Here is a 26091-nt window from a genome sequence, read left to right on the forward strand (position 1 = left end):
TATATAAAAAAATAGCCATCCGTAACCGGATGGCCATTTAGAGCATCACATTCTGTAAAACTTCAGTTTACAGAAAAATAACTAAACAGCCCGCTGTAACAGCATTGACTTAATCTGACCAATCGCTTTAGTCGGATTCAGACCTTTCGGACAAACGCTGACACAATTCATGATGCTATGGCAACGGAATACGCTGAATGCATCATCCAAATCGTTAAGACGCTCTTCCGTCGCGGTGTCACGGCTATCGATCAGGAACCGATATGCATGCAACAAACCTGCCGGGCCGATGAATTTGTCCGGGTTCCACCAAAAGGACGGACACGATGTCGAACAACATGCACACAAGATACATTCATACAGACCATCTAGCTTAGCGCGCTCTTCAGGAGACTGAAGATGCTCGCGTGCCGGCGGCTGCTTTGCATCATTAATAAGAAATGGCTTAACTTTTTCGTATTGTGTATAAAATTGTGTCATATCAACCACAAGGTCACGAACGACCGGCAAACCCGGTAGCGGGCGAACCACAATTTTACCTTTACCTAGTGCAGAAACCGGAGTAATACATGCCAGACCATTTTTGCCGTTCATGTTTACGCCATCCGAGCCACATACACCTTCGCGGCACGAGCGGCGCAGCGATAATGTTGGATCCTGCTCTTTCAGTTTGAGCAGCACATCCAGTACCATTAAATCAACACCGTCTTCCACTTCAAGTTGATAGTCCTGCATACGCGGCGCGTTATCAACCTCAGGGTTGTATCGATAAATTGAAACATCTAGCTTCATAACGGGTAACCTCTTTTAGTATGAGCGCGCTTTTGGCGGGAATGCTTCCCGAAGCTTAGGCGACATGTTCACCTGGCGCTTCAACATAGACTCATCTTCCGGACGATAGATAGTGTGGCAAAGCCAGTTTTCATCGTCACGATCCGGATGATCGAAACGGCTGTGCGCGCCACGACTTTCTGTACGGAAGTTTGCTGCTACTGCTGTGCTGTACGCGGTTTCCATTAAATTGTCTAATTCAAGACACTCAATACGCTGCGTATTGAAGTCCATGCTCTTATCATCCAGTCGGGCGTTTTGCAGGCGTTCGCGGATTTCACGCAACTCTTTCAGGCCATCGGCCATTGCATCACCTTCGCGGAATACAGAGAAATTAAGCTGCATGCATTCCTGCATGTCCTTTTTAATCTGAACAGGATCTTCGCCTTTACCTTTATCGGAGTTTTCCCAACGGTTAAAACGAGACATCGCTGCATCTAAATCTGATTCGCTGGCATCACGGCTTGGTCCCATTTCGCTTAACGTCTCACCAAGGTGAAGACCGGTAGCGCGGCCAAACACAACCAAATCAAGCAACGAGTTACCGCCCAGTCGATTTGCACCATGAACAGATACACAGGCAATCTCACCACAGGCAAATAAGCCTTTAACAACCTGATCCTTGCCATTTTCATCAACACGCAATGCCTGACCATGAACATTCGTCGGGATACCACCCATCATGTAGTGACAGGTTGGGATTACCGGAATCGGCTCTTTAACTGGATCGACGTGCGCAAATGTTCGAGACAACTCAAGTATACCCGGTAATCTCGATTCAAGAACGTCTTTGCCTAAATGATCCAGTTTCAACTTGATATGAGTCCCCCAAGGGCCATCACAACCACGTCCCTCACGAATCTCGGTCATCATTGAGCGCGCCACAACATCACGTCCGGCCAAATCTTTTGCGTTTGGTGCATAACGCTCCATGAAACGCTCGCCATCTTTATTAAGCAGATAGCCACCTTCACCGCGGCACCCTTCGGTCACCAGCGTACCAGCGCCAGCAATCCCTGTTGGGTGGAACTGCCACATTTCCATATCTTGCATGGAAACGCCTGCACGTAGTGCCATACCGACGCCGTCACCAGTATTGATGTGAGCGTTAGTGGTAGAGGCGAAAATACGGCCTGCGCCACCCGTTGCAAGTACTACTGCACGGGATTTGAAATAAACAACCTGTCCGGTTTCGATATCGATGGCAGTACAACCAACAACATCGCCATCCTGGTTTTTAACCAGGTCCAGGGCGTACCATTCACTGAAAACTTTTGTTTTGTTTTTTACATTTTGCTGGTAAAGCAAATGCAGTAACGCGTGACCAGTACGATCTGCTGCTGCTGCAGTACGTGCTGCTTGCTCACCACCAAAGTTTTTGGACTGACCACCGAATGGGCGCTGATAAACTTTTCCATTTTCGAAACGTGAAAATGGCAAGCCCATGTTTTCCATCTCAAGAATGGCTTTAGGGCCTGTCTCACACATGTATTCGATAGCATCCTGGTCACCAATGTAATCAGAACCTTTTACTGTGTCATACATGTGCCATTCCCAATTGTCTTCATGGGAATTGCCCAGCGCTACGGTAATACCGCCCTGGGCAGACACTGTATGCGAACGCGTTGGAAAAACTTTCGACAAAAGCGCACAGGACTTACCTGATTGCGAAATTTGCAGTGCAGCACGCATACCTGCACCGCCGGCGCCAATTACGATGGCGTCAAATTCATGTACTGGTAAACTCATATTACACACCCCACAGAACGAACAGGCCAACTAAAACATACGCAAATGCAATAAGGTTGAGAATCCATTGCAACAGACCGCGCACTTTGACTGATTTAATGTAGTCGGTAAGAACCTGCCACAAGCCGATGCGAACGTGGATCATAACTGATACCAGCGCCGCCATTGTAAACACCTTCATCGCCAGACCAGAAAACAGTCCACGCCACTCTACAAACGTGATGCTGTCTGTGGTGATAAAAAACCACGCCATGACGAGTGTAAACGCAAAAATAATAACTGCGGTGGTACGTAACGATACGTAATCCTGTACACCATTACGTTTAACGCTTGCCTGATTCGTTACCATAGTACTACTCCCAATACGATGGTCAGAATAATCCACAATGCAATGATTGCCTTTGCACTTAAATTACCTGATTCCAATTCTTCCCAATATCCCATGTCCATAACCATATGACGTAAGCCGCCAAGAATGTGGTAGGTCAATGCTGATAAGGTGCCAATCGCAACTACTTTACCTAAGACACCAGCCATAAGGCCCTGTACCTGTTCGAACCCTTCAGGCGACGATACAGATACCGCCCATGCCCAAATTACAAACAGCAATGCGAAGAACATCGCGACGCCGGTGATACGGTGAAGAATTGACGAAATAGCAGAAGGAGGAAATTTAATGGTATTGAGCTCTAAATTTACTGGTCTTTGCTTTTTCACAATGTATGCCTGTTATATCCGTAGGGACTATGAATCACTCGTTGTTTTTATGTCCTGACTAAGCGATTCAGTTTATTTCTGTTAATTGTCTCTTCCAATGAGATGTTAACAATTTGTGAACGTGTCGTTGCCTGAAATAGGCAGAAAAACCTTCCCTAAATCAAGCACGCATGAGTATATCTACCGCACTGTATAATTACAATTTTTTGTGCCGCTATCACACCATGGTCTTAGATAGCTGTCATGGATATGCAACTTGGACAGATTATGATCAGAATCATCGCTGGGCATAGTATAAACCTGGCCCGTCGTTGACTGAAAAAAGCACCTGTTCAAATATCACGCAGCACAGTGGCGCGAGTTGCCAACAGATTGAGACCGCGAACTGCTTCGCTCGTCAAAAGTCGGAATACTAATTTGCATATCACCGTATATATTATTGTGTTGGGCAATATTTGGCTGTGAAGTTTTTTTAATCGATGTATGAATACCGCGGTGGTAGACAGGTTTATCACCATAGGCAATCTAGAATATTTATTGTACAAATATGCATTTAAATTGACTTCTGCATGCATTTTAAAGTACAAATACGCCACTTTTCCCAGCAGGACGTCATATTTTTGACGATATTGCTGAAAACAGAACCATTCTGAGGAGAGCAATTTATGGCAGATCAGAAAGCCATTTTAAAAGCCGGTGATAAGGAAATCGAACTTCCGATTTATTCCGGTACCGAAGGACAAGACGTTATAGATGTACGTTCATTAGGCGCACATGGGTATTTCACTTTCGACCCAGGCTTTATGGTCACAGGTTCTTGCGAGTCAGAGATCACCTATATTGACGGTGCAAACGGTGTATTACTTCACCGCGGTTATCCTATTGAAGAGCTAGCCCGCGATGCGAGCTATCTTGAGGTGTGCTACCTGTTATTAAACGGAGAAGCCCCTAACAAAGAAGAATACGAAGAGTTTCGCGCAACCATCACGCGTCACACGATGGTGCATGAGCAAATCAACATGTTCTTCCACGGCTTCAGAAACGATGCCCACCCAATGGCAATGTTGTGTGGCACTGTAGGTGCAATGTCGTCGTTTTATCACAGCGATCTGGATGTTGGTAATCCAGAAGAGCGTATGCGAAGCGCGCACCGCCTGATTGCTAAGATGCCGACACTGGTAGCAATGTGTTACAAGTACAACATCGGCCAGCCGTTTGTTTACCCGCGTAACGATTTGAGCTACGCCGCTAACTTCCTGAATATGATGTTCTCAGTACCTGCAGAAGATTATAAAATCAGCCCTGCGGTTGAGCGTGCGATGGACAGAATTTTCACGCTTCATGCTGATCACGAGCAAAATGCATCGACTTCGACAGTACGTCTGGCAGGTTCATCAGGCGCTAACCCTTACGCATGTATTGCTGCAGGTGTTGCGTCACTATGGGGTCCTGCCCATGGTGGTGCGAATGAAGCGTGCCTGAATATGCTTGAAGAAATCGGCAGTGTGGATCGTATCCCTGAATTTATTGAACGCGCAAAAGATAAAAATGACCCGTTCCGTCTGATGGGCTTTGGTCATCGCGTTTATAAAAACCACGACCCTCGCGCAACTGTTATGCGTGAAAGCTGTCACGAAGTACTTAAGGAACTGGATTTACAGGATCCGCTACTTGATGTTGCAATGGAGCTTGAGAGAATCGCTTTGGAAGATGATTACTTTGTAGAGAAGAAATTGTTCCCGAACGTTGATTTCTATTCCGGTATCATCTTAAAGGCAATCGGTATTCCAACAAACATGTTTACCTGTATCTTCGCCCTGTCTCGTACAGTTGGCTGGATTTCACACTGGCACGAAATGATGAGCGATTCGAAGCAAAAGATTGGTCGTCCTCGTCAGCTTTATAAAGGCTATAGCCAGCGCAAATTTGACCCTATCAAATAATGCGTTGCATGCTTCAATATTAAATAGCGCCCATTGGGCGCTATTTTTTTAGGGGGCGTATTAGCCTATATCTAAATAGTGAAAGGAGAACAGAATGCCCTATCCGGCCGTTGTTTTAGGCGTTGCAGGACTTATCCCGTTTATTGGCTTGCCACTGTTAGCTGTGACTGGCGTGTTAGGTATCTTTGAGGCAATGCACTACTTCACATTGTATTCCGCCGTGCTTTTGTCATTTTTTGGTGGTGTTCACTGGTATGACGCTATAGCAAACCGGAATACGGGTCATCAACTTTATGTAGCTATGTTGCCTACCATCGTCGGTTGGCTGTGCCTGATACTGGGAAGTGATGTCAGAACGCTTGGGGTCCTCTCAATCGCTTATCTTGCAATACTTATCTATGACAAATTTACCCTGGCGTTGCCCAGGGATCTCATCATGAGCTACACAACATTGAGGATAGGATTAACCACGGTTGTTGTACTTTCCCATGCATTGATGATTTATCTGATTAAATAAAAAAAGGCACCTAAAGTGCCTTTTCCTTTTATACTCGTTTACTCCGCTCGAATTAACGTCAGTAATTCAGCTGTTTTCTCTTCCATGAGCGGTATATCGCCCCGAGACTCAACGTTAAGTCTAATCACTGGCTCCGTGTTTGATTTACGTAAATTAAAACGCCATTTGTCAAACTCAAGGCCTATGCCATCCGTTTCATCCACAACGAGCGCTTCTGCTTTGTACTTAGTAAGCACTCTGTCCAATGCCGCATCCGCATCCTTAAGCTTGCTGTTTATTTCACCGGAAGAAGGATATTTATGGATGCGCTGCTCGACCATTTGCTCCAGTGTCTGTTGTTTCGTGCAAATTAACTCAGCGACCAGTAACCAGGGGATCATGCCTGTATCACAATAGGCAAAATCACGGAAGTAATGGTGGGCGCTCATTTCACCGCCATAGACTGCATCTTCTTTACGCATTCTTTCCTTGATGAACGCATGTCCGGTTTTGCATTTGACAGGTCTGCCGCCTAGCTCCTGAACAATATCTTCAGTATTCCAACAAAGCCGCGGATCATAGATGATGGCTGCTGAGGGATCTTTTTCCAAAAATGCCTGCGCCAACAATCCAACGATATAGTAGCCTTCAATGAAATTACCTTTTGCATCAAATAAGAAACAGCGGTCGAAATCGCCATCCCAGGCAATACCAAAATCAGCATTACTGTCTTTGACAGCCTGTGCTGTATCAGCACGATTTTCAGTCAGAAGCGGATTTGGAATGCCGTTAGGAAATGATGGGTCCGCATCGTGATGGACTTTAATGAATTCAATGGGTATCTGACGTGCTTTGAAAGCCTCTTCCAACGCATCAACAACTTTACCTGCAGCGCCATTACCTGAGTTGGCGACAATTCGCAGCGGAGTAAAGTGCGATGGATCCACATAGCCCAGAATGTGTTCGATATAGGCTGACATGCAGGAGTCTTGTCTGTACTGGTTTGAAGCCTCCAGTTTGTCGCGGCGAATGTGGCCATTCCCCTGATAAAACGCATCAGGATCAATCGACTTACCATCAGTGTAGAAGTCTAACCGCTCCTTTACATAGTCATCATCCAGCTCTTCAGCACCAAGCTGTATAGCCTGAAGCCCGGTATCACCACTGATAGGAATTGAGCCTGCTTTGACCAGTTTCATGCCATTGTAGTTGATTGGGTTATGGCTAGCGGTAACTTCAATACCACCATCAACGTTAAGATGTTTCGTGGCAAAATAAATTTCTTCTGTACCAGTCATCCCTAAATCGACAACAGACGCTCCACCATCAATCAACCCTGCACTTAGTGCCAGTTTGAGCGGCGCTGAGGTAAGTCGGACATCGCCGCCGACTACCACGGTGCGCGCAGCCAGAACGTTAGCAAACGCATAACCAATACGATAGGCGACACTTTCATCCAGCTGCTCATTAAGCTCACCGCGAATATCGTAAGCTTTAAAACACGTAATCTTCTGGCTCATTCCTACCCCTGCTTTTCTGTTCGGCCGTAACGGTCAGAGAAGCGTACGATATCGTCCTCACCCAAATAAGCACCAGACTGTACCTCGATCAGCTCCAGCGGAATTTTTCCCGGATTTTCAAGGGCATGAACTTCACCAATTGGAATATAGGTAGATTCATTTTCGGTAACCATGCGCGTGTTTTCACCAATGGTTACACTCGCGGTACCTGATACCACTATCCAGTGCTCTGCACGATGGTGATGCATTTGCACAGACAATTTTTCGCCCGGCTTCACAGTGATCCGTTTAACCTGAAAACGCGCACCATGATCAATTGAGTCATAGCTTCCCCAGGGGCGGAATACTTCGCGATGGAATTCAAATTCAGGACGTTTCTCTTCTTTCAGGCGGTTTACTACCTTTTTGATGTCCTGGACCTTATTTTTATTCGCAACCATGATGGCATCTTTGGTTTCAACAACCACGACATCATCAAGGCCAATAACAGAAATGAGACGCCCCTCTGCGTTGATATAACTATTGTGTACGTCCTCCAGGATGGCATCACCGACCACGGCGTTACCATTTGCGTCTTTGTCGGCAACATCCCATAACGAAGACCAGCTACCTACATCTGACCAACCCGCATCAAGGGGAACCATCGCCGCTTTTGCTGTTTTTTCCATAACAGCATAGTCAATTGAATCATCTGGACAGGTCGCAAAAACATCTGCATCAATGCGGATAAAATCAAGATCCTGCGTCTCTGTTTCAATTGCGCGTTTGCAGATATCCAGAATATCGGGGTGATATTTTTCCAACTCTTCCAGATAACGGCCGGCTTTGAACATGAACATGCCGCTGTTCCAGAAATAATTACCGGAATCAACATACTCTTTCGCTGTACTCATATCTGGCTTTTCCACGAATTGCTCGACGACAAAGCCCGTATCCAGCTCCTGAGAGGCCTTTATATAGCCGTAGCCGGTATGCGGGCAGTCCGGAACAATTCCGAAAGTTACCAGATAGCCAGCCTGAGCCAGCTGCTCTGCTTTTTTAACTGACGCCTGAAATACCGCTTTATCTTTAATCAGGTGATCAGCGGCCAGAACCAGTAATGTTTCGTCGGCGTCACTTTGCAACGCATGCAATGCGGCCAACGCAATGGCTGGCGCTGTATTACGTCCCACAGGTTCCAGCAATATTCCACCATGCTCGATACCCTTTTGACGCAACTGCTCAGCCACCAGAAACCGATGAGAATCGTTACAGATGACAATTGGTTCTCTGGCATCCACACCGTCTAACCGGGAAAGTGTTTCCTGTAACATCGTCTGTTCAGAAGTAAGAGCAAGAAATTGCTTGGGTAGAGCAGCACGTGATTTAGGCCACAAGCGGCTGCCTGAGCCACCTGCAAGAATTACTGGTTTCATTTTCTATCCTATGAGTTTACAGCTAAAGCGCTTATATCCTGGCGACATAGTAATTGAGCCTCACAACTCAATCAACGCAACGCTTTGTGATAATGTCGATTGTTACTTCAATAATGGCAAAATGGATGAAAAAAGTATCGGGTTTTCTGCTCCTAACACTTTTTATGTATACAAATTCACCAGCATGCGTGTTGACTTGAGTAATGATTGCTAATTTACAAGCAACAAACAGACCACTACCCCATGTTGACTAATTTGCGAGGCGCTAAAGCGATTCCGCTTCTACCCACCAGTATTTGTTATTCAGGAAACAACGCGTCACGACCGTGCGGTTTGTCCAGATGTAGTTCAGGCCCTACCGGCACAACTTGTGTTGGATTTATCATGGTGTGGCTATAGTAGTAATGACGGGTGATATGGTCCATGTTCACCGTATCACTAACCCCGCGAACCTGATACAACTCGCGCAGGTATCCACTTAATGCTGGATAATCATTGATTTGCTGTCGATTACATTTGAAATGACCATGATAAACGGCATCAAAACGTATAAGTGTCGTAAATAGGCGCCAGTCCGCTTCTGTAATTTGTGTGCCTGCCAGGTATCGTTGGCTCGTCAGGCGCTGCTCAATGGTATCAAGAGCGCGAAACAGTGCATTTACGGCTTCTTCATACGCGTCCTGCGTAGTCGCAAAGCCTGCTTTGTAAACGCCATTGTTTATATGGTGATAAACCAAGGCGTTAACCTGATTGATTTCTTCCTGTAGCTCAGCGGGATAATAATCATCGTGGTTTTGCGTAATATGGTTAAACTCACTGTTAAACATGCGGATAATATCTGCAGACTCGTTGCTGACAATGGTCTTTTTTTCCTTATCCCACAATACCGGTACGGTTACCCGGGTAGTAATGTGCGGGTCGACCATCGTATAGATCTCCCGTAAAAACTGCTTGCGGTAAAGGGTGTCCCCGGTTGCATCAGGGTAACCGGCAAATGTCCAACCTTCGTCCAGCATTTCCGGCGACACCACAGAAACACTGATATGTGACTCAAGTTGCTTTAATTTTCTGAAGATCAGTGTGCGATGAGCCCAGGGACAAGCCAGTGAGACATACAGATGGTACCGTCCCGATTCAGCCGGAAATTTTGCGTCTTTATCTGCGCTTATCCAATCACGGAATGATGCCTCCTCGCGCTTGAATTTCCCGCCGTTGCTATCAGTGTCATACCATTTGTCTTTCCACTGCCCGTCTACCAGTAGTCCCATTCTCGCCCCCTGTAATATGGCATTATATTTACATTATGGGTGTAAAACGGCGCAGACTCAGTTTCGGATTGAAGTACTTACAAATAACGCATTATTTGCGCTGTCAAGCGTTACGTACAACCCTGCTTGTTTGATATAATCGGCGGTAATAAACCTCTTTCTCTCATTCTGACATACAGGTAGTTATGACTGATAAGCAACGGTTCGGTGGTATTTCACGTCTTTACGGTCTGGCTGGAACAAAAAATCTGGCTGATGCTCATGTTGCAGTAATCGGAATAGGTGGTGTGGGATCCTGGAGTGCTGAGGCGCTGGCCCGCTCGGGTATTGGTCAAATCACGCTTATTGACCTTGATGATGTCTGTGTGACCAATGTTAACCGACAAATACATGCACTGACACAAACGGTCGGACAGCCCAAAGTTGAGGTTATGGCAAGCCGGTTACGTGACATTAACCCATCGATTATCGTTAATGCTATCGAAGATTTTGTCACCCCTGAAAACGTTCGCGATTCAATTCACCCTGCATTTGATGGCGTTATCGAAGCCACCGACAGTATTCGCGCCAAGGCTGCAATTATCTACAGTTGTAAGCGCCAGAAAATTCCGGTGGTTACAGTGGGCGGTGCAGGCGGCCAAATTGACCCGACAAAAATTACCTGTGCTGACCTGAGCAAAACGATACAGGATCCGCTTGCAGCTAAATTACGCGCTGCTTTACGTAAAGATTATGGGTTTAGCAAAAATTCCAAACGACGATTTGGCGTCGATTGTGTATTTTCGACCGAACAATTACGTTACCCGCAACCGGATGGTAGTGTATGCTTCAATAAGTCAATTATGGAAAATGGCACACGTCTGGATTGCGCGGGAGGCTTTGGCGCGGTCGTTACTGTTACCGCTACGTTCGGCATGTTTGCGGCAGCCAGACTAATAAATAAACTCACCGAAAGTTAGCCGTGTGTTAAATATAAGAATAAGGGTAATACATGCAACAACAAGAGCTCGAAGTGTTGATGAAGGATTCAGCAGCAAATGCTGTAGAAACCGCGCAAAGTGAGTTTTCAGTCAGCCTGGACTATAGCACGCAAAGCATCAGACTCGTGGATGATGTCATCTTGATGTTCTTAGAAAAATTTCAGGATAAAGCGTTAGAGGACACAGCCGTATTCACAATATGTAATATTTATGGTGCGTACTTAGGCGAAGTTTTCAAAAAGCAGGTTGGCGGCACATGGCGCTATGATGACTCTGATCCTGAGGCGCCTTTCGTGCTTCTGGATGTAGGCGAAAACTCTTACGCATTTGCAGGTATCTGCTATGAGCGTTTAGTTAATGACAGCCAGATAAGTGTCTACAATTACTTTGACCTGGCATTGCAAAGTAAAACGCAGTGATATGTCATTTTTGCCAGTCAGCCAGCATCAGACGAAGGTGCCGGCTTCTGGCAATGAGCACGCCCAGTACCATTAAGCTAACTATCTGCGCAGCCAGCAAAGGTTGAAACCGCCAGTCGAGCGCCTGTAATTGTCCACCAACGACTATCAGCGATGCACCGATACCTGTCCACATGACCGCTGGCATGTAACGCCACCATTTTATACTGGTCTTTTTCCACAACCGCTCACGATTACCCAGCAACAGCGCAACGATAATAAATGGTAATGTAACGGCAAGTTTTGACCACAATAAGGTTTTTTCCGGATAAAACATCTCCAGCAGTTGCGTTGTATGTCGCCGGCTGGCAACGGCAAAGAGAAAAATAACCCAGTCAACACTGTTCAGTATTAAAAACCAGTATAGCCAGCGAGGGGGCCTGATAATACCGGCTTCATCATAGCAATGGATAGGGAGAGGCAGAACAGGCATGCGGCGCCTTCCATATAAAAAAAACAGTGTATGGTAACCAAAGCAACGGAAAATTCAATGGAGGCAGTAAATATTGCCGGACAGGCTTATCTGTTATTAATTGATGAGACCGAACGATGCTTAATGTTACAATGTCGCTATCATGCACGACTAAAACGCATTGTAGCAATAAATGACAGTAGAAAAATTTTCCCCCAATCCTACCACTACCCTGAGCACGCCAGTTAAGGTGCTTGAAGCAAGCCAAAGTAAATCGGCACGGCATACAAACCGTGCACGCATAGGCTTCATTAGCCTGGGTTGTCCGAAGAACCTGGTCGATTCAGAAAGAATTCTTACGCAACTGCGTACTGAAGGATATGATGTTGTTCCCACTTTTAATGATGCTGACTTGGTAATTGTAAATACCTGTGGGTTTATAGATGCAGCGGTAGAAGAGTCACTGGATACCATCGGAGAAGCGTTGGCAGAAAATGGCCGGGTGATTGTAACGGGATGCCTGGGCATTAAAGATGATGAAATTCGCGAGGTTCATCCTAACGTACTTGCAGTAACCGGCCCGCATGCTTATGAGGAAGTGGTTAATCAGGTTCACGAACATCTTCCTAAGCCCGGACACAATCCATTCGCGGATCTGGTACCTGACCATGGCATTAAGCTAACCCCGAGACACTACGCTTATTTGAAAATCTCCGAAGGCTGTAATCATCGATGCACATTTTGCATTATTCCGTCGATGCGTGGCAACCTCATCAGTCGTCCGGTGGGCGAAATTCTGGATGAAGCAAAACGTCTTAAAGCCGGTGGTGTTAATGAGCTACTGGTTATTTCTCAGGATACCAGTGCCTACGGGGTAGATTTAAAGCACCGTACTGGCTTCTGGAATGGTATGCCAGTGAAAACACATCTTAAACAGCTTAGCGAGAAACTGGGTGAGCTGGATATGTGGATACGTTTGCATTACGTGTATCCCTACCCTCACGTTGATGACCTGATCCCCCTAATGAACGAAGGTCGCATCCTGCCCTATTTGGATATTCCTTTGCAGCATGCCAGCAAGCGCATTCTTAAACTGATGAAGCGTCCGGGCAGCGCAGATCGTACCCTGGAACGCATTAAAAAATGGCGTGAAATATGTCCTGAGCTTATTATCCGTTCAACCTTTATTGTTGGTTTTCCCGGTGAAACAGAAGAGGAGTTTGAAGAGCTGCTTACGTTTATTCAGGAAGCCCAACTGGATCGTGTTGGGTGCTTCATGTATTCACCGGTTGAAGGTGCAGTAGCCAATGACTTACCCGATCCGGTACCTGAGGCAGTGAAGCAGGCACGTCATGCTCGCTTTATGGAGATTCAGGGGCAAATCAGTGCGCAGCGTTTACAGCAACGTATCGGAAAAGAATATCAGATCGTTATCGACAGCGTTGACAGCGAGGGCGCCGTAGGCCGCACCTATGCTGATGCGCCGGAAGTGGATGGTGTTGTGCATCTGAACGGTGTGTATGATGTGAAGCCGGGGGACAGGTTATGGGCCGAAGTGATACATGCTGATGAGCATGATATCTGGGCAGTACCGGCTGAGGAAGATGCTGAAGAGGCATAAAAATCAGGGCAGCATACCTGCCCCGTTTAATTCATATTTTTAAATTTGCTCACCACAGCGCTGGTACCGTCGGCACCGGCGCGTGTTGCTCCGCCAATCAGCCATACCTGATCATTAAAAACAACCGCGCCCAGACCATGTCTGGGCATCGGCATCGTAGACACCTGCTCCCATTTTTTTCGCGCTATGTCATACCGCCAGACATGGGTGAACACAGCCCCACCGTCGATAAAATGCTCACCGCCAAATACATAAATACTGTGCCGGTAAGCAACACATGCCAGCCCCGCCTGCTTCTTCGGTAAGGGCTTGAGTGTTTGCCATTGCGCGGTCGACGGATCGTACATTTCGTGGGTATCAAGATTACCAGCGTCAACCTGACGTCCGCCGATAACGTGGATTTTACCCTGATATTCAACGGCACATGCACTGTTACGCGGTGTAGGTAATGGCGTCGCGGTTTTCCAGACACCCGCTTCACTGTCGTACACACCATGCCAGTCAGTGTCTGTATGATCATGCCAGCGGCCATTGGCACGCCCTTTTACCGTTCGTCCACCGATGAGATGTATTTTATCGTTTAGTACGACGGAGACGGTTTCTGAGAGCGTTACCGGCATGGGGCTTTTCTGTTCCCAGGTTCCTGTTGCTTTATCGAAGCGCAAAATAGAATCGGTGTTAACCCACTGTCCGTCGCCAGCAGTAACAAATCCGCCAAAAGACCAGAGTGCATCTTTCCTGGCCACCAGCATGGCGTGATGACGTGGCTCCGGTAATTTCGTCAGTGTTTGCCAGGATTCAGAAGACGCATCAAGCCGGTAGACCGTATCTTTAACTGTTATTCCCTCATCGCCCTCAGATAACCCGCCGGCCACATAAATTTCGTTACCGTAAACTGCCGGATATATCTCCTGCGTGGCTTGTGGTAACGCCGGACCAGCTGACCAGTAATAATCAGGCGCACTACTGACAACAGGGCTAAGTAATGTGGTGCAACACATCATGAGTGCGATCCACCTCACCATGGTAGCGTATCCCCGTTCGCGTGATGGAAGTGACCGGTGTGCTCAAGTTCCAGTTCATCCAGACGCTGTAACAGACCTTGCGCTGCCGTTGTCGTATCAATATCACCGGCATTATTTACCATTTCGGTTTGAACAAAGCCGGGGTGTAACAAAGCGACCGGAATACCACGATCTTTCAAATCAATTGCCATTGACACGCCGGCGGCATTCAATGCCGCTTTGGACATTCGGTAACCATAATATCCGCCGGATCCGTTATCGCCCATAGACCCCATTCGGCTGGTGACAAATCCTATCTTGCTGCCAGCTGATAAGTTTTTCAGCAAGCATTGTGTAAGCAGCAACGGGCCCAGTGCATTCACTCTGAATTGATAATCAATTGTGGCAGGGTCCCAGTCTTCAAGCGACTCTTTGCCTAACACGCCAGCATTGTTAATGAGTAAGTCAATAGCTACCCCATCCAGCGGGGCAACGCTCTGCCCCAGCCCTTCCGGATTAGAAAGATCAACACCACAAAGAATTCTGGCATCAAGATTGTTCAATTCATCACTACTGTTTCGACACAGTGCATACACCGTATCGCCGCGCTCGATGCATGCTTTAGTCAGAGCAAGGCCAATTCCACGATTAGCACCGGTAATCACTACATTCATAGCTATGTCTCCGCTAATTAGTTGCCAGGGATTTTAATAGCGCCTCGAGGTCCTCAGGTGTATCAATGCCTACGGGTGGAGGCGCACTGGCGACATCAACATGAATTTTATCTGCGTACCACAATGCCCTGAGTTGCTCTAAGGATTCTGTTTGCTCAAGCGCGCTCGGCGCATAACTGACATACTGCTTAATGTAACGGGCACGATAGGCATATAGACCAATATGACGAAAAAAGCTGCCAGGGTTAACAGGCTGGCTGTTTTCAAGCATTGCCGCGCGATCATAGGGAATGGGTGAACGCGAAAAATAAAGTGCCTCACCCTGATGATTGACCACGACTTTGACCATATTCGGATTGCAGATATCCGCTTCATCGCTAAAGGGTGTAGAGAGTGTCGCCATACTTGCCTGCGGATTCTGGCGCAGATTCACCGCCACCTGCCGAATATTTTCTGCTGGCACGAAAGGCTCATCGCCCTGCACGTTTACTATTACTGTGTCATCAGCAAGGCCGAGCGTTGCAACGACTTCGGCCAGCCTCTCCGTGCCGGAGCTATGGTCATCCCGGGTCATGCAGACTTCACACAACGATGTCGCAACGGACGCAATGTCATTAGAATCAGTGGCCAGAATTACCCGGTCTGCACCGGCTTCGAAAGCCCTCTCAATCACATGCTGGACCATTGGCTTGCCATTGATATCAACCAACGGTTTACCGGGAAATCTGCTGGATCCGTACCTGGCAGGGATAATTACTACAAAAGACATGCCATTACCTATTGCTGTTGTTCCAGCTCATCGCTGGTTAACTGGTTAGCTTCGCTTTCTATCAGCACCGGGATCCCATCTTTTATCGGATAGGCAAGCCGATCGTAACGGCACAGCATGCCAGACTTATCCTTGCTCAAAACAAGCTTCCCTTTACACACCGGACAGGCCAGTACATCCAATAGCTTAACGTCAAATGTCATTATCGTGTTCCTTTTGTGTGTTTGAGGTGTGTCAGCTTCTTATCAAGCTGATGATAAAAAGTGTCAGGCAAAGTGGCGGAAACTTCAAGATACCAACACGCATCATGACCGATATCCTGCATTTTTACCGCATCTTTTTGCGTCATGATTACCGGGCCAGACGGAATATCTCTGGCCTGGAAAACATGGTGATCAGAAAATGTAATCGTACGCTGACAGTTTATACCCATCTGCTCTAGCTGTTTAAAAAAGCGCGGCGGGTTGCCAATACCTGCAAGCGCGTCGCATTCGGGGTATTTTGCCGCAAAGGCTTCGGGCGACAACTGCTGCGTCGGGTCGCAAACATTAATTATGTTGCCAGCCGACAGTGTCATTGGGTATTGAAAAGCGCTGACCCCCAATAACTCTGCCGATTTGTAGTTGCTGACATTATGAATGATGCAGTCAACAGTATTCAGGCGCCATGTACCTTCCCGCAGCGGTCCCATAGGTAAGAGGTACCCGTTACCGTAACGGCGATCATCCATCACAACGCATTCTATATCACGCCCCAGAGCGTAATGTTGCAGCCCGTCGTCACAGATGATGATGTTACACTGACAATGCTGTACCAGATAATCAGCACCCCGCGGGCGTTTAGGATCGATAACGACAGGAACCCCGGTTCGCTGTGCAATCAGCTTAGGTTCATCGCCCACCAGTGATGCTGTATCTGCAGGATCGACCTGATAGGGAAATTGCTTTTGCTCCCCGCCGTAACCGCGGCTCAGTACGCCGGGCCGCCATCCCTGAGCTTTCAGATAATCGGCTAATGCTACAACAACCGGTGTTTTACCATTCCCCCCAACACTGATATTGCCCACGATGATGACAGCGGCATTTTGTGGTTTATGGGTGGTCATAAAGCCCGCTTTATACAGATAACGTCTGAGGGTACTTAACAGCCAGAACAACGCGGTGAACACGGCCAAAAACCATACCCATTTGCCCTTACCATACCAGGCCTTCTCCAGTTTACTCACCTGCCATTCCTATTGATTTTCGCCGAACTGCAGGGCGTGAAGTTGTGAGTAAGGCCCATTATTGGTCAGTAATTCTTCATGTTTACCGCGTTCAATAATTCTACCCTGCTCGACCACCATAATCTGGTCTGCCTTTTCAATCGTGGAAAGCCTGTGCGCAACCACAAGACTGGTGCAGGATTTTTGTAGTGTTTCCAGTGCATCCTGAATAAGCCTTTCAGATTCTGTATCCAGTGCTGATGTGGCTTCATCCAGAATCAGAATCGGTGCATTGGCAAGAATGGCTCTGGCAATTGCTATTCGTTGACGCTGCCCGCCAGATAGCATCAGGCCATTTTCACCGATAACAGTGTCCAGCCCTTCCGGTAACTGTTCCACAAATTCTGTCACGTGCGCCATGGCGGCAGCGTCTTCAATTTCTTTAGGGCTGACATCCTGATTTGCGCCATAGGCAATATTATTTGCAATAGTATCGTTGAACAGCACTACATGTTGGGAAACCAGCGCAAATTGTTTGCGCAGTGAGGTTAGTTCTATCTCTGACAGTGGTATGCCATCAACCGTAATCGTGCCCGCCTGGGGTGAATAAAAACGGGTAAGCAGGGATGAAATAGTCGACTTGCCGCTACCGGAGCGACCGACCAGCGCAATGGTCTGGCCGGGCTCTGCACTAAAACAAATGTCAGTCAGCGCCGGACTGGACTTGTTCGGATAGGTAAAGGTAACGTGATCGAATTTGATACTGCCGTGCGCCCGGTCAAGCCGTTTATTGCCGGTATTTTCTTCGGGCGCTTCATCAAGAATTTCAAAAATACTGGTACAGGCAGCCATACCCTTTTGAAATTCGTTATTCACGGTTGTCAGTTGTTTAAGAGGTTTAAGCAGCATTACCATATAAAAAACTACACTGACGAAGGTACCGGCTGTCAAATCTTCCATCATTGATGGCAGACTCGCCATATACAGGACAAACGCCAGTGCTATGGATGCAATGACCTGAATAGAGGAAACGCTTAATATTTGCGTCACCTGTAATTTCATATTTTGCTGACGGTTGTGGTTATTCTTGCGCTCAAAACGCGACTGCTCTATGCCCTGACCACCAAACATAAGAATCACTTTATGCCCTTTCACCGCTTGCTCGACAGCAGCGGTCACGGTTCCCATGGATTGCTGGATACTGCGGCTGACTTTGCGAAACCGTTTACTCACAATGGTAACGATAACCGCGACAACCGGACCAATCAGAAGAAAAATCAAAGAAAGTTGCCATGAGTAATAGAACATGACGCCCAACAATCCGATGACCAGAGCGCCCTCCCGGACCAATGTCAGAAAGGCCTTACCGGCAGCATTAGCCACTTGTTCCGTATCGTAAGTAACTTTACTGATGAGCGTACCTACCGCCTGGGTGTCATGAAAAGCGACAGGCAGATGAAGATATTTTTCGAATAACTGCTGCCGCATTCGCATGACGACCTTCGCGCCAATCCACCCCAGCGTGTAGGTTCCCATAAAATTAAAAATACCGCGCAGTATGAAAAGGGGCACAATGGCATACGCAGCTATCTTTAAAAACTCACTATCGTTGTTAGATAGCGAATCATCAATCAACGTTTTCAAATGCGCAACAACATAGGTATCCAGCGCGGAATAGCCAATCATTCCGATAATGGCGACTGAGAATTCTAGTTTGTAATCTTTAAGGTAACGTAAAAACCGTCTGACCTGGCCTTTGGAATAATCCATCTGTTGCATGTATTTCATTCACCACATTTAAAATCGCCGCTATTGTAACTGTTTAGCGGCAATTTCCATAGGCTGATATTCCCCACCACCAATTCGACGCGTTACTGCCGGTGGTACCATCTGCGTGAGGTGCTTCGCGAGTGTACATGTACGGCAACGTTATCCGGCAACATCCTAAATCTCATATAGCCGGATTCAGAGGTTTTCATTTGTCTGGCATTAAGTCTCTGGTAACGTTGCGTGACGGATAAGGCGGGAAACCCCCACCGGTTATCCCGGCCTTGTGTATAAATCACCCATCTTGGCGATGTCGCTTTTATGAGCAAATTACCGGACGAGGTGCGACTTCCATGATGCGGTGCGATGACGATGTCTGCATCAGGTAAACGCCGCTTATAAAGTAACTCATATTCTGCCCAGCGTTCTATGTCCCCGGGAGCAAGGACCGTATATTCGCCATCACTTACAACCAGTACGCATGAATAATTATTCCCCTTAACGTTCGTGCCCTGCTCTGGCCAGACTGACGTGATAGTCAGTCCGGCGAAGGCCTGAGAAAATCCATTCTGACATTTATCGACAGGCGTGATGATGGAGGCGGGTTTAACTATCTGCTTGATATCAGGTAAAAAGGGCAACCCACCTGCATGGTCATTATCATGGTGGCTGATAAAAACGTGGTGAATCTGCGTGATACCAAGCCTGGTTAGCGCAGGCGCAACCTGACTTTTTATTACACTGTTTCCGGCATACGCTGCACCGGTATCAATAAGGACACCGTCATTGCCTCTGGAAACCAGCAATGCGGTTCCCTGACCCGCATCGAACACATGCAGGTACCATTGGGAAGCATCAAACGCCAACCTGTCTGTCAGAGCCGGGAAGAATAACACACCAGTCAGATACCACTTTCCTTTAAAGGAAGGCACGAAAGCGATCACCACACCAAGCATGATACACAGAAGGCTCGACGTGGAAAGGGATAGCGTTAACAGGGGAATATCTTTTGTCAGCGTTTTAATAAGCGCCATCAGATGGCCTACTCCGGTGTCGAAGGTATAAAGCAACAATATCGACAAATCTGGCAGCACATTGATAAGCAGAAGGCCTGTAAGGCCGACAGGCAATAGTAGTGTAACAACAGGAATCGCAATAACGTTGATGAGCGGCGCTAGCACAGATTGCTCGCCAAACCACATCAGCGTTAGCGGCGACAACGTAATGCTCAACAATATCTGTAGCTTCACTGCCCAACGAACTTTGTCGTAAAAGGTAAGAAGCGAAGGATTATATCGCCAGGTCAAAAACCAGATGAAAATAACAGCGACAATACTTAAATAGAAACCGCCAGAAAACAGCGAGAAAGGAAACAACAGACAGCACAGGAAGATCATTAGCCAGATTTTTTGATGGGCACTGACATGTCTGGACATACACTGCTGCCATAAAAACACCCCTATCAGTAACAGGGCTCTGACAACTGGTAGCTGCCAGTCAGCAAGCGCGGTGTACATCATACAAGCGAAAAAATTAACGATTGCCACACCCCGTCGCAGGTTCCATTGCGCCGGTGCAACAGGTGACAGATGCAGCAGTGGCAGTAAAATACGGGATACTACAGCAGCCCACAATGCGACTAATCCCAGATGCATACCTGAAATACTGAAAAGATGTGCGGTTCCACTGCTTGCTAACAGTGCCCAGTCAGCCGGTGTCATCAGATTTCGATTACCCACCAGCAATGATTGAGACCATTTTTCGTTAGGCATATCGAGCGTGTTAAGCAAACCGACCATACGGTCATGTAAATGCGACGCTTCTGGCGTGAGCGTCGATTTCAACTCTTTAACGTTCCCGGTTCTCACTATCTTTTCAGATAACAGCCACTTAGCGCGATCCGGTGCGCCGGGATTTAACAGGCCAGCAGGCTTTTTCAAACGCGCGGTAATTTCAAGTATTTGACCAGCCGATGGGCAAGATTCACCTGCCAATCGCCAGTAAAGTAAAAAGTTGGGCTGCAGAATGTTATCAACAATGCGATTGGTCAGAGGCACTCCCTGTAATCGACAAACGTCATCTTCTTCTCTTCGGCTTTCTGTCACTTTAAACCTAAAAACCGAAATTTGTGGATTATTCTGTTCTGGCAGTTGCCAACACAGGTACCAATACCCTAAACTCGCCATCCATACACACCCGGCAATAAAACCAACAATAAATGAACGGGCAGAATATGTACGCAACCCGGGCAAACTATTTCTTGCTAACCGGGGTACAAAAGACAGATGCCGTCTCAGACCTGCACCTAAGTGGAATAAACAGGCAGCGATTAACATAACTGTCAGTAATAACGGATGGGGTAAAACAGGCCAGACAGTAGCTGATAAACAGGCAACAGAAAAGCCCGACAGGGTCAACGTTATTTTCTTTTGCATTGATTAATCTGCTTCGTTTTTGGCCCTGGTTCCAGATATGCCTAGAAAATTTATTAAACGATTTTTGCCTGACCACCAGAAAATAAAGCAAAACCGTGCGCTGAGTATGTTTGGCACACTGTTACATGAGCCCAATCTCTGGCATCTAAACCGTAAGTCCGCCAGCGGTGCCTTCGGTATAGGGTTATTTTTTGCTTTTTGGCCGGTACCTTTCCAGATGTGGTTGTCAGCAGCAATGGCAATCCCGTTTCGCGCTAACCTCCCTTTGTCTGTGGCAACGGTGTGGATTACAAACCCCTTTACAATGCCGCCAATATTTTATGCTGCTTATAAGGTAGGAACGACTGTACTTGGGACCGAATCGCGACACTTTGAGTTTCAGTTTAACTGGCAATGGGTTGTCGAAAGCATTACAACAATCGGCCCGGCCTTTTTAGTTGGCTGCGCAATATGTTCTGTGGTCGCCGGACTGGCAGGATATTTTGGACTCAATTGCGTATGGCGCTTTTCTGTGAAAAAAGCATGGGATGCGCGCAGAGCAGCAAGAGAAGATAAACAAGCTGATTAAATATATGTTTATCTGCTAGCCTCTTTATACTGAAATACCTCTTCAAGCGGTTTGCCGAATACGCGTGCAATTTTAAATGCGACCTCCAATGATGGAGAATACTTCCCTTTTTCAATTGCCATGATGGTCTGACGAGTCACCCCTACCCGCTCAGCCAATGCTTGCTGCGTCATCTCATCTGCCATAAAGCGCAGCGTCCTGATTTTGTTGGCTATCTGAAAAGTACCCGTCATCAGCTTTGTGCACGATATAAATAGAGTTCTGTGGTAAACCTCACCATTTCCGCAATCCAAAAAATGGTCAGCAGTTTTAGTTCGATGGGCGCCAGTGCGTAGCGAATGAAAGCCGAGGAGGACTCCATTGGCGTATAATGATTTATCACTTGCTGTACGATGCAGCTTATTACACCAATAGCTAGTACCCAGTAAGCGGCGTTTGTACCTACCAGCCGATAACCACGTTCTCGCTCATCTTCTTTTTCACCGGCACCGCGCTGATTGTCCATCGCCAGCGCAAGATGCAACACAACCTCAATAATGATAAAGCTAACAACAACACGGAGAATCAATGCTGCACTCTCTTGTGGTCTGACAGCATCACCCGCGATCAGCGCATGATAAATATTATCGGCATAAATTGAGGCAATTATTACTGTCACTAACAGCGACACCCACAAACTTTTTTCTCTGAAAGAAAACATCTGTCCATTCCAATGTTTTATATGTTTAACCAAGAGTAATATAAAACAAACACAATGTTAAAAATTTTATACATTAAATGTAAATATATGTGATCAGAAAAATGAATTTATATTTGGATTATCCGGTTAGGTGAATGGGTAAAAGTGTGTTGCATAATGCTGACCTGCATCAGGCCAGCATATAAATTGCACTGATGAAAGGCGACTACGTATAAACACCGAACTGACGAAGCGATGCAATAAGCTTTTCTTCATCCCAGATATCAAGCCCCAGGTCCTGTGCCTTGGATAATTTGGAACCGGCTTTTTCGCCTGCAACCAGAAAATCAGTATTTGCAGAAACTGAACCTGCAACCTTAGCACCAAGCTGCTGTAATAGAGATTTCGCCTCACTACGCGTCATTTGTGTTAATGAGCCCGTTAGCACACAGGTTTGACCGGCTAGTGGCTGTTCACCCGCTGGCTGCTCTATTTCAGGCCAGTAAACGCCCTCATCAAGCAATGCATCAACAATTTCGCGATTATGCGGCTCATTGAAAAAATTAAAAATGTGCTGTGCAACAATACTACCAATATCGTTGACTTCCTGTAGCGCCTCTACATCTGCCTGTATGACCTTTTCAAGGGTTTTGAAATGCATTGCGAGATTATTCGCAGTGGACTCACCAACCTCACGAATGCCTAACGCAAACAAAAACTTAGGCAAAGTGGTTTGCTTTGATGCTTCCAGTGACGACAGCAAATTTGCAGCGGATTTTTCCGCCATACGCTCAAGGCCAATAAGACGTGACATATCCAACCGGAAAAAATCTGCAGGGCTTTTCACCATATCGGCATCCACCAGTTGCTCGATAAGTTTATCGCCTAGTCCATCTATATCCAATGCTTTACGTGATGCGAAGTGCTTTAACGCCTGCTTTCTCTGCGCGCCACAGATTAAACCTCCTGTACACCTTGCTACCGCCTCATCATCGAGCTTTTCAATATTTGAATCACAGACCGGGCAGGTAGCCGGAAATTCTATATCTTTGGCATCATCAGGACGCTCATCGAGTATTACTGATACAACCTGCGGTATCACATCACCCGCGCGGCGAATGGTAACGTGGTCTTTAATTTTTACCCCTAAGCGTGTGATCTCATCCTGGTTGTGTAAGGTCGCATTCGATACCGTTACGCCACCCACATAAACCGGTTTCAGCCTCGCTACGGGCGTGATAGCACCAGTGCGTCCGACCTGAAATTCAACATCTTCCAAAACGGTTACTTCTTCCTGGGCAGGAAACTTCTGCGCAATTGCCCATCTTGGCGCTTTGGCAACAAACCCTAACCGTTGTTGCCTGGCAATATTGTTAACCTTAAACACAACGCCATCAATATCATAGGCTAAGGATTCACGCATGCTGAGGATTTTCTGATAATACGCCAGGCAGCCCTTACCATCCGTGGCAGTGTCTACTTCAGGACACAGAGGCATGCCCCAGGAAGCAACCAAAGCCAGACGTTCGCTGTGCGTATCAGGTAATGCGAAATCGTCCGGCGTCACTAAGCCCAGTGAATAGGTATAGAACATCAATGGACGTTTGGCTGTAATTTTAGAGTCCAATTGCCTTAAGCTGCCTGCAGCCGCATTTCTCGGGTTGGCAAAAACTTTCGCACCTTGCGCTTTTTGCCTTTGGTTAAGTTTTTCAAACCCTGCTTTTGGCATAAAGACTTCGCCGCGGATCTCCACCCTGCGTGGAATATCATCTGCATTCAACCGCAGGGGTATATTCGCAATCGTCTTTACATTCTGAGTAATGTTCTCACCCACCTGACCATCGCCGCGGGTCGCAGCTCTGACAAGTTCGCCCTCTTCATAAAGCAAACTTACCGCCAGCCCGTCAAGCTTTGGCTCACAGCTAAAAGCAATCGACTCACTGTCTTTAAGCCGGTCTTTTATTCGCTTTTCAAACGCCAGCAACGCCTCATCATCAAAGGCATTATCTAACGACAGCATCGGCACTTCATGGGCTACCTGCTCAAAAGCAGACAATGGGGCACCGCCCACCTTCTGGCTGGGCGAGTCGGTCGTTTTTAATGCTGGATGTTCAGTTTCCAGTGCAATAAGCCGCTGCATAAGCCTGTCATATTGAGCATCCGGGACGCTTGGCGTATCCAACACGTAGTATTCATGATTGTATTGCCGTATGCGCTGTTTAAGCTGTTCGATTTCCTGCTCAGGATGAGAAGAGTTATCTGCCATAGTATTAGATTTATCGCTTTATAAAGAAAAAGGCCATCCGGAAAGGATGGCCGAGAAAAGTTATGCCCGTGAAACGATTCGGCGCCGCTCGAAGTCTCTGATTTTTTCGATATATTGTTGCAAACCTTGTTTGCTCAGCACACTGCGTCGTCCATCAAGCACCTGAGCATCAAACTCATCGGCTATTTTGCGAGCGGCATTATGCATCATATTAAATACCTGGTGTGCATCGCCTTCAATCGGCAGAATCATAAACAGTGACACACCCTTGGTCGAAAAGGTTTCCAGATTATCGATATCAAAGCTCCCCGGTTTAAACATATTGGCCAGACTAAACAGCACGGGCCCCTTCCCATTGGAATTTACATGTCGGTGAAAAATATCCTGATCACCGAACTTAAAGCCAAGGGTCAAAAGCAGAGGTAATAATGCTGCACCGGAAATTTCGTTATCCTCAGCCGCTTTCACATTCAGAATCAGCACTTCCTGAGCAGACGAAGATGACGTTGAATGACCTCTTGTATCGCCTGTGTCACTGCTTGCATGAGTGTGATCTGGCTGCGAAGCAGGCTCATCGAAATCAATACGCATCTGATCATCGCCAAAACCAGGCTCCTGACGCTGCTTCGATGGTGCCCGACTGCGGCGTTTTTTCATAAATCGGTCGGTGCTGTCGGTGTCTTCTGGCTGACTTTCCTGAGCCGCAGGGCTATCAAGACTGAACGAGGGCACATTGTCATCAGGCTGAGGATCGGCTTTGACGACGCGATCCGTGCCTTTTAATAAAAACCCGGGCGGTTCGGGAATAGCGTCTCTGGCTTCATCGGTTTCATGAGCACTCGCATGGCTGCCTGCCATATGCGGTTTAGGATTGGAAACCACCGACCCGTAAAGCTTCTCTTCCGGGGCACTGGTCAGCGATTCACGGGAAGATTCATGAGTGTCAGAATTTGCTGAGTCGCTGTTTTGTTTATCAGATGAAGCGGGTTTAGATGTTTCCTTACCACCGTGTTTGGAAACCGCATCGCGACTGGCACTGACTACGCGGACTTTACCTAACCCAAGGTCATCAAAGTCGTTGGACGGACCGTCATTGTCATCGTCAGGCGTATCCCATCCATCGTGCTCAAAGCCAGGCTCCTGCCGGTGACGTGCGCTATTATCCCATTCCCCTGGCTCGACACGCTCACGGGAATCAGGCTTATTACTTTTTCTGATTTTCCATATACCGTGGGCAAGCACGCCTAAAATGATCAGGGTGCCTACTACCAGTAACGACAGACGTAATTCATCTTCCATCTTAATTAAGTCGCCC

Annotated in this window: 25 protein-coding genes; 6 read left to right on the forward strand and 19 right to left on the reverse strand. The window is 47.1% G+C overall.

From position 1 onward, the window contains the following. Positions 1 to 81: 81 nt before the first annotated feature. From HHX48_RS02420 to sdhC, 4 genes are read right to left on the reverse strand one after another with little or no spacing between them, the layout of a single operon-like run. Positions 82 to 792: a succinate dehydrogenase iron-sulfur subunit gene (locus HHX48_RS02420; protein ID WP_191022037.1), complete on the reverse strand. Its 711-nt coding sequence runs from the start codon at positions 790 to 792 to the stop codon at positions 82 to 84. Between the two features lie 15 nt (positions 793 to 807). Then, the gene (gene sdhA / locus HHX48_RS02425; RefSeq protein ID WP_191022038.1) at positions 808 to 2580 is read right to left on the reverse strand and encodes a succinate dehydrogenase flavoprotein subunit; all 1773 of its coding nucleotides are present in this window, start codon (positions 2578 to 2580) and stop codon (positions 808 to 810) included. A 1-nt stretch (position 2581) separates the two neighbouring features. Next, entirely contained in the window at positions 2582 to 2929 is a 348-nt protein-coding gene (gene sdhD, locus HHX48_RS02430; RefSeq protein WP_191022039.1) for a succinate dehydrogenase, hydrophobic membrane anchor protein, read from the reverse strand. Then, positions 2923 to 3297, reverse strand: a complete 375-nt coding sequence (gene sdhC, locus HHX48_RS02435; protein ID WP_139756328.1) for a succinate dehydrogenase, cytochrome b556 subunit — start codon at positions 3295 to 3297, stop codon at positions 2923 to 2925. The genes sdhD and sdhC overlap by 7 nt, the downstream gene beginning before the upstream one ends. 665 nt (positions 3298 to 3962) lie before the next feature. Between sdhC and gltA the strand changes: the two genes are divergently transcribed. Both gltA and HHX48_RS02445 read left to right on the forward strand, forming a co-directional pair. Beyond that, positions 3963 to 5240: a citrate synthase gene (gene gltA / locus HHX48_RS02440; RefSeq protein WP_191022040.1), complete on the forward strand. Its 1278-nt coding sequence runs from the start codon at positions 3963 to 3965 to the stop codon at positions 5238 to 5240. 94 nt (positions 5241 to 5334) lie between these two features. Next, positions 5335 to 5757, forward strand: a complete 423-nt coding sequence (locus HHX48_RS02445) for a DUF3429 domain-containing protein (RefSeq protein WP_191022041.1) — start codon at positions 5335 to 5337, stop codon at positions 5755 to 5757. Between the two features lie 38 nt (positions 5758 to 5795). Here HHX48_RS02445 and HHX48_RS02450 read toward each other — a convergent pair whose 3' ends face one another. The 3 genes from HHX48_RS02450 to HHX48_RS02460 all read right to left on the reverse strand — a co-directional run bounded on the left by HHX48_RS02450 (position 5796) and on the right by HHX48_RS02460 (position 9939). Then, a complete protein-coding gene (locus tag HHX48_RS02450; RefSeq protein ID WP_191022042.1) occupies positions 5796 to 7256 on the reverse strand; it encodes a phosphohexomutase domain-containing protein in 1461 nt (486 codons plus the stop codon). A gap of 2 nt (positions 7257 to 7258) precedes the next feature. Continuing rightward, positions 7259 to 8671: a mannose-1-phosphate guanylyltransferase/mannose-6-phosphate isomerase gene (locus HHX48_RS02455; RefSeq protein ID WP_191022043.1), complete on the reverse strand. Its 1413-nt coding sequence runs from the start codon at positions 8669 to 8671 to the stop codon at positions 7259 to 7261. A gap of 299 nt (positions 8672 to 8970) precedes the next feature. Continuing rightward, positions 8971 to 9939: a glutathione S-transferase family protein gene (locus HHX48_RS02460; protein ID WP_191022044.1), complete on the reverse strand. Its 969-nt coding sequence runs from the start codon at positions 9937 to 9939 to the stop codon at positions 8971 to 8973. Positions 9940 to 10124: 185 nt separating this feature from the next. Between HHX48_RS02460 and tcdA the strand changes: the two genes are divergently transcribed. Both tcdA and HHX48_RS02470 read left to right on the forward strand, forming a co-directional pair. Continuing rightward, complete coding sequence (gene tcdA, locus HHX48_RS02465; protein ID WP_191022045.1) at positions 10125 to 10898, forward strand: tRNA cyclic N6-threonylcarbamoyladenosine(37) synthase TcdA; 774 nt, start codon at positions 10125 to 10127, stop codon at positions 10896 to 10898. Between the two features lie 32 nt (positions 10899 to 10930). Further along, positions 10931 to 11338 carry a hypothetical protein gene (locus HHX48_RS02470; protein WP_191022046.1) on the forward strand — a complete coding sequence of 136 codons (408 nt, stop codon included), beginning with the start codon at positions 10931 to 10933 and terminating at the stop codon, positions 11336 to 11338. A gap of 4 nt (positions 11339 to 11342) precedes the next feature. On the opposite strand, the gene HHX48_RS02475 is transcribed toward HHX48_RS02470, so the two are convergent. After that, positions 11343 to 11810, reverse strand: coding sequence for a DUF2919 family protein (locus tag HHX48_RS02475; RefSeq protein WP_191022047.1), 468 nt, complete (start codon positions 11808 to 11810; stop codon positions 11343 to 11345). Between the two features lie 172 nt (positions 11811 to 11982). Here HHX48_RS02475 and rimO point away from each other — a divergent pair, with 172 nt between their 5' ends. Next, positions 11983 to 13410 carry a 30S ribosomal protein S12 methylthiotransferase RimO gene (rimO, locus tag HHX48_RS02480; RefSeq protein WP_191022048.1) on the forward strand — a complete coding sequence of 476 codons (1428 nt, stop codon included), beginning with the start codon at positions 11983 to 11985 and terminating at the stop codon, positions 13408 to 13410. 26 nt (positions 13411 to 13436) lie between these two features. Here the strand turns inward: rimO and HHX48_RS02485 are convergent, their stop codons facing one another. The 7 genes from HHX48_RS02485 to HHX48_RS02515 form a co-directional block, all read right to left on the reverse strand. Then, positions 13437 to 14435: a Kelch repeat-containing protein gene (locus tag HHX48_RS02485; protein WP_191022049.1), complete on the reverse strand. Its 999-nt coding sequence runs from the start codon at positions 14433 to 14435 to the stop codon at positions 13437 to 13439. Next, a complete protein-coding gene (locus HHX48_RS02490; protein WP_191022050.1) occupies positions 14429 to 15088 on the reverse strand; it encodes an SDR family oxidoreductase in 660 nt (219 codons plus the stop codon). The genes HHX48_RS02485 and HHX48_RS02490 overlap by 7 nt, the downstream gene beginning before the upstream one ends. 13 nt (positions 15089 to 15101) lie before the next feature. Continuing rightward, positions 15102 to 15857: a 3-deoxy-manno-octulosonate cytidylyltransferase gene (gene kdsB / locus HHX48_RS02495; protein WP_191022051.1), complete on the reverse strand. Its 756-nt coding sequence runs from the start codon at positions 15855 to 15857 to the stop codon at positions 15102 to 15104. A gap of 8 nt (positions 15858 to 15865) precedes the next feature. Then, entirely contained in the window at positions 15866 to 16060 is a 195-nt protein-coding gene (locus HHX48_RS02500) for a Trm112 family protein (RefSeq protein WP_191022052.1), read from the reverse strand. Continuing rightward, the gene (gene lpxK / locus HHX48_RS02505) at positions 16060 to 17082 is read right to left on the reverse strand and encodes a tetraacyldisaccharide 4'-kinase (protein ID WP_191022053.1); all 1023 of its coding nucleotides are present in this window, start codon (positions 17080 to 17082) and stop codon (positions 16060 to 16062) included. Before lpxK ends, HHX48_RS02500 begins: the two co-directional genes overlap by 1 nt. A gap of 9 nt (positions 17083 to 17091) precedes the next feature. Beyond that, entirely contained in the window at positions 17092 to 18840 is a 1749-nt protein-coding gene (msbA, locus tag HHX48_RS02510; RefSeq protein WP_191022596.1) for a lipid A export permease/ATP-binding protein MsbA, read from the reverse strand. A 92-nt stretch (positions 18841 to 18932) separates the two neighbouring features. Then, the gene (locus HHX48_RS02515; protein WP_191022054.1) at positions 18933 to 21263 is read right to left on the reverse strand and encodes a DNA internalization-related competence protein ComEC/Rec2; all 2331 of its coding nucleotides are present in this window, start codon (positions 21261 to 21263) and stop codon (positions 18933 to 18935) included. Positions 21264 to 21300: 37 nt separating this feature from the next. Here HHX48_RS02515 and HHX48_RS02520 point away from each other — a divergent pair, with 37 nt between their 5' ends. After that, positions 21301 to 21831, forward strand: a complete 531-nt coding sequence (locus tag HHX48_RS02520; protein ID WP_191022055.1) for a DUF2062 domain-containing protein — start codon at positions 21301 to 21303, stop codon at positions 21829 to 21831. A gap of 8 nt (positions 21832 to 21839) precedes the next feature. Here HHX48_RS02520 and HHX48_RS02525 read toward each other — a convergent pair whose 3' ends face one another. From HHX48_RS02525 to zipA, 4 genes are all read right to left on the reverse strand, one after another. Continuing rightward, positions 21840 to 22064 carry a helix-turn-helix transcriptional regulator gene (locus tag HHX48_RS02525; RefSeq protein ID WP_191022056.1) on the reverse strand — a complete coding sequence of 75 codons (225 nt, stop codon included), beginning with the start codon at positions 22062 to 22064 and terminating at the stop codon, positions 21840 to 21842. After that, a complete protein-coding gene (locus HHX48_RS02530) occupies positions 22064 to 22531 on the reverse strand; it encodes a hypothetical protein (protein ID WP_191022057.1) in 468 nt (155 codons plus the stop codon). The genes HHX48_RS02525 and HHX48_RS02530 overlap by 1 nt, the downstream gene beginning before the upstream one ends. Positions 22532 to 22736: 205 nt before the next feature. After that, positions 22737 to 24776, reverse strand: a complete 2040-nt coding sequence (gene ligA / locus HHX48_RS02535) for an NAD-dependent DNA ligase LigA (RefSeq protein WP_191022058.1) — start codon at positions 24774 to 24776, stop codon at positions 22737 to 22739. Between the two features lie 60 nt (positions 24777 to 24836). After that, complete coding sequence (gene zipA / locus HHX48_RS02540) at positions 24837 to 26075, reverse strand: cell division protein ZipA (RefSeq protein ID WP_191022059.1); 1239 nt, start codon at positions 26073 to 26075, stop codon at positions 24837 to 24839. Positions 26076 to 26091: the final 16 nt, after the last annotated feature.

Origin of the sequence: Salinimonas profundi, assembly GCF_014750655.1 — a bacterium.
GTDB lineage: Bacteria > Pseudomonadota > Gammaproteobacteria > Enterobacterales > Alteromonadaceae > Alteromonas > Alteromonas profundi_A.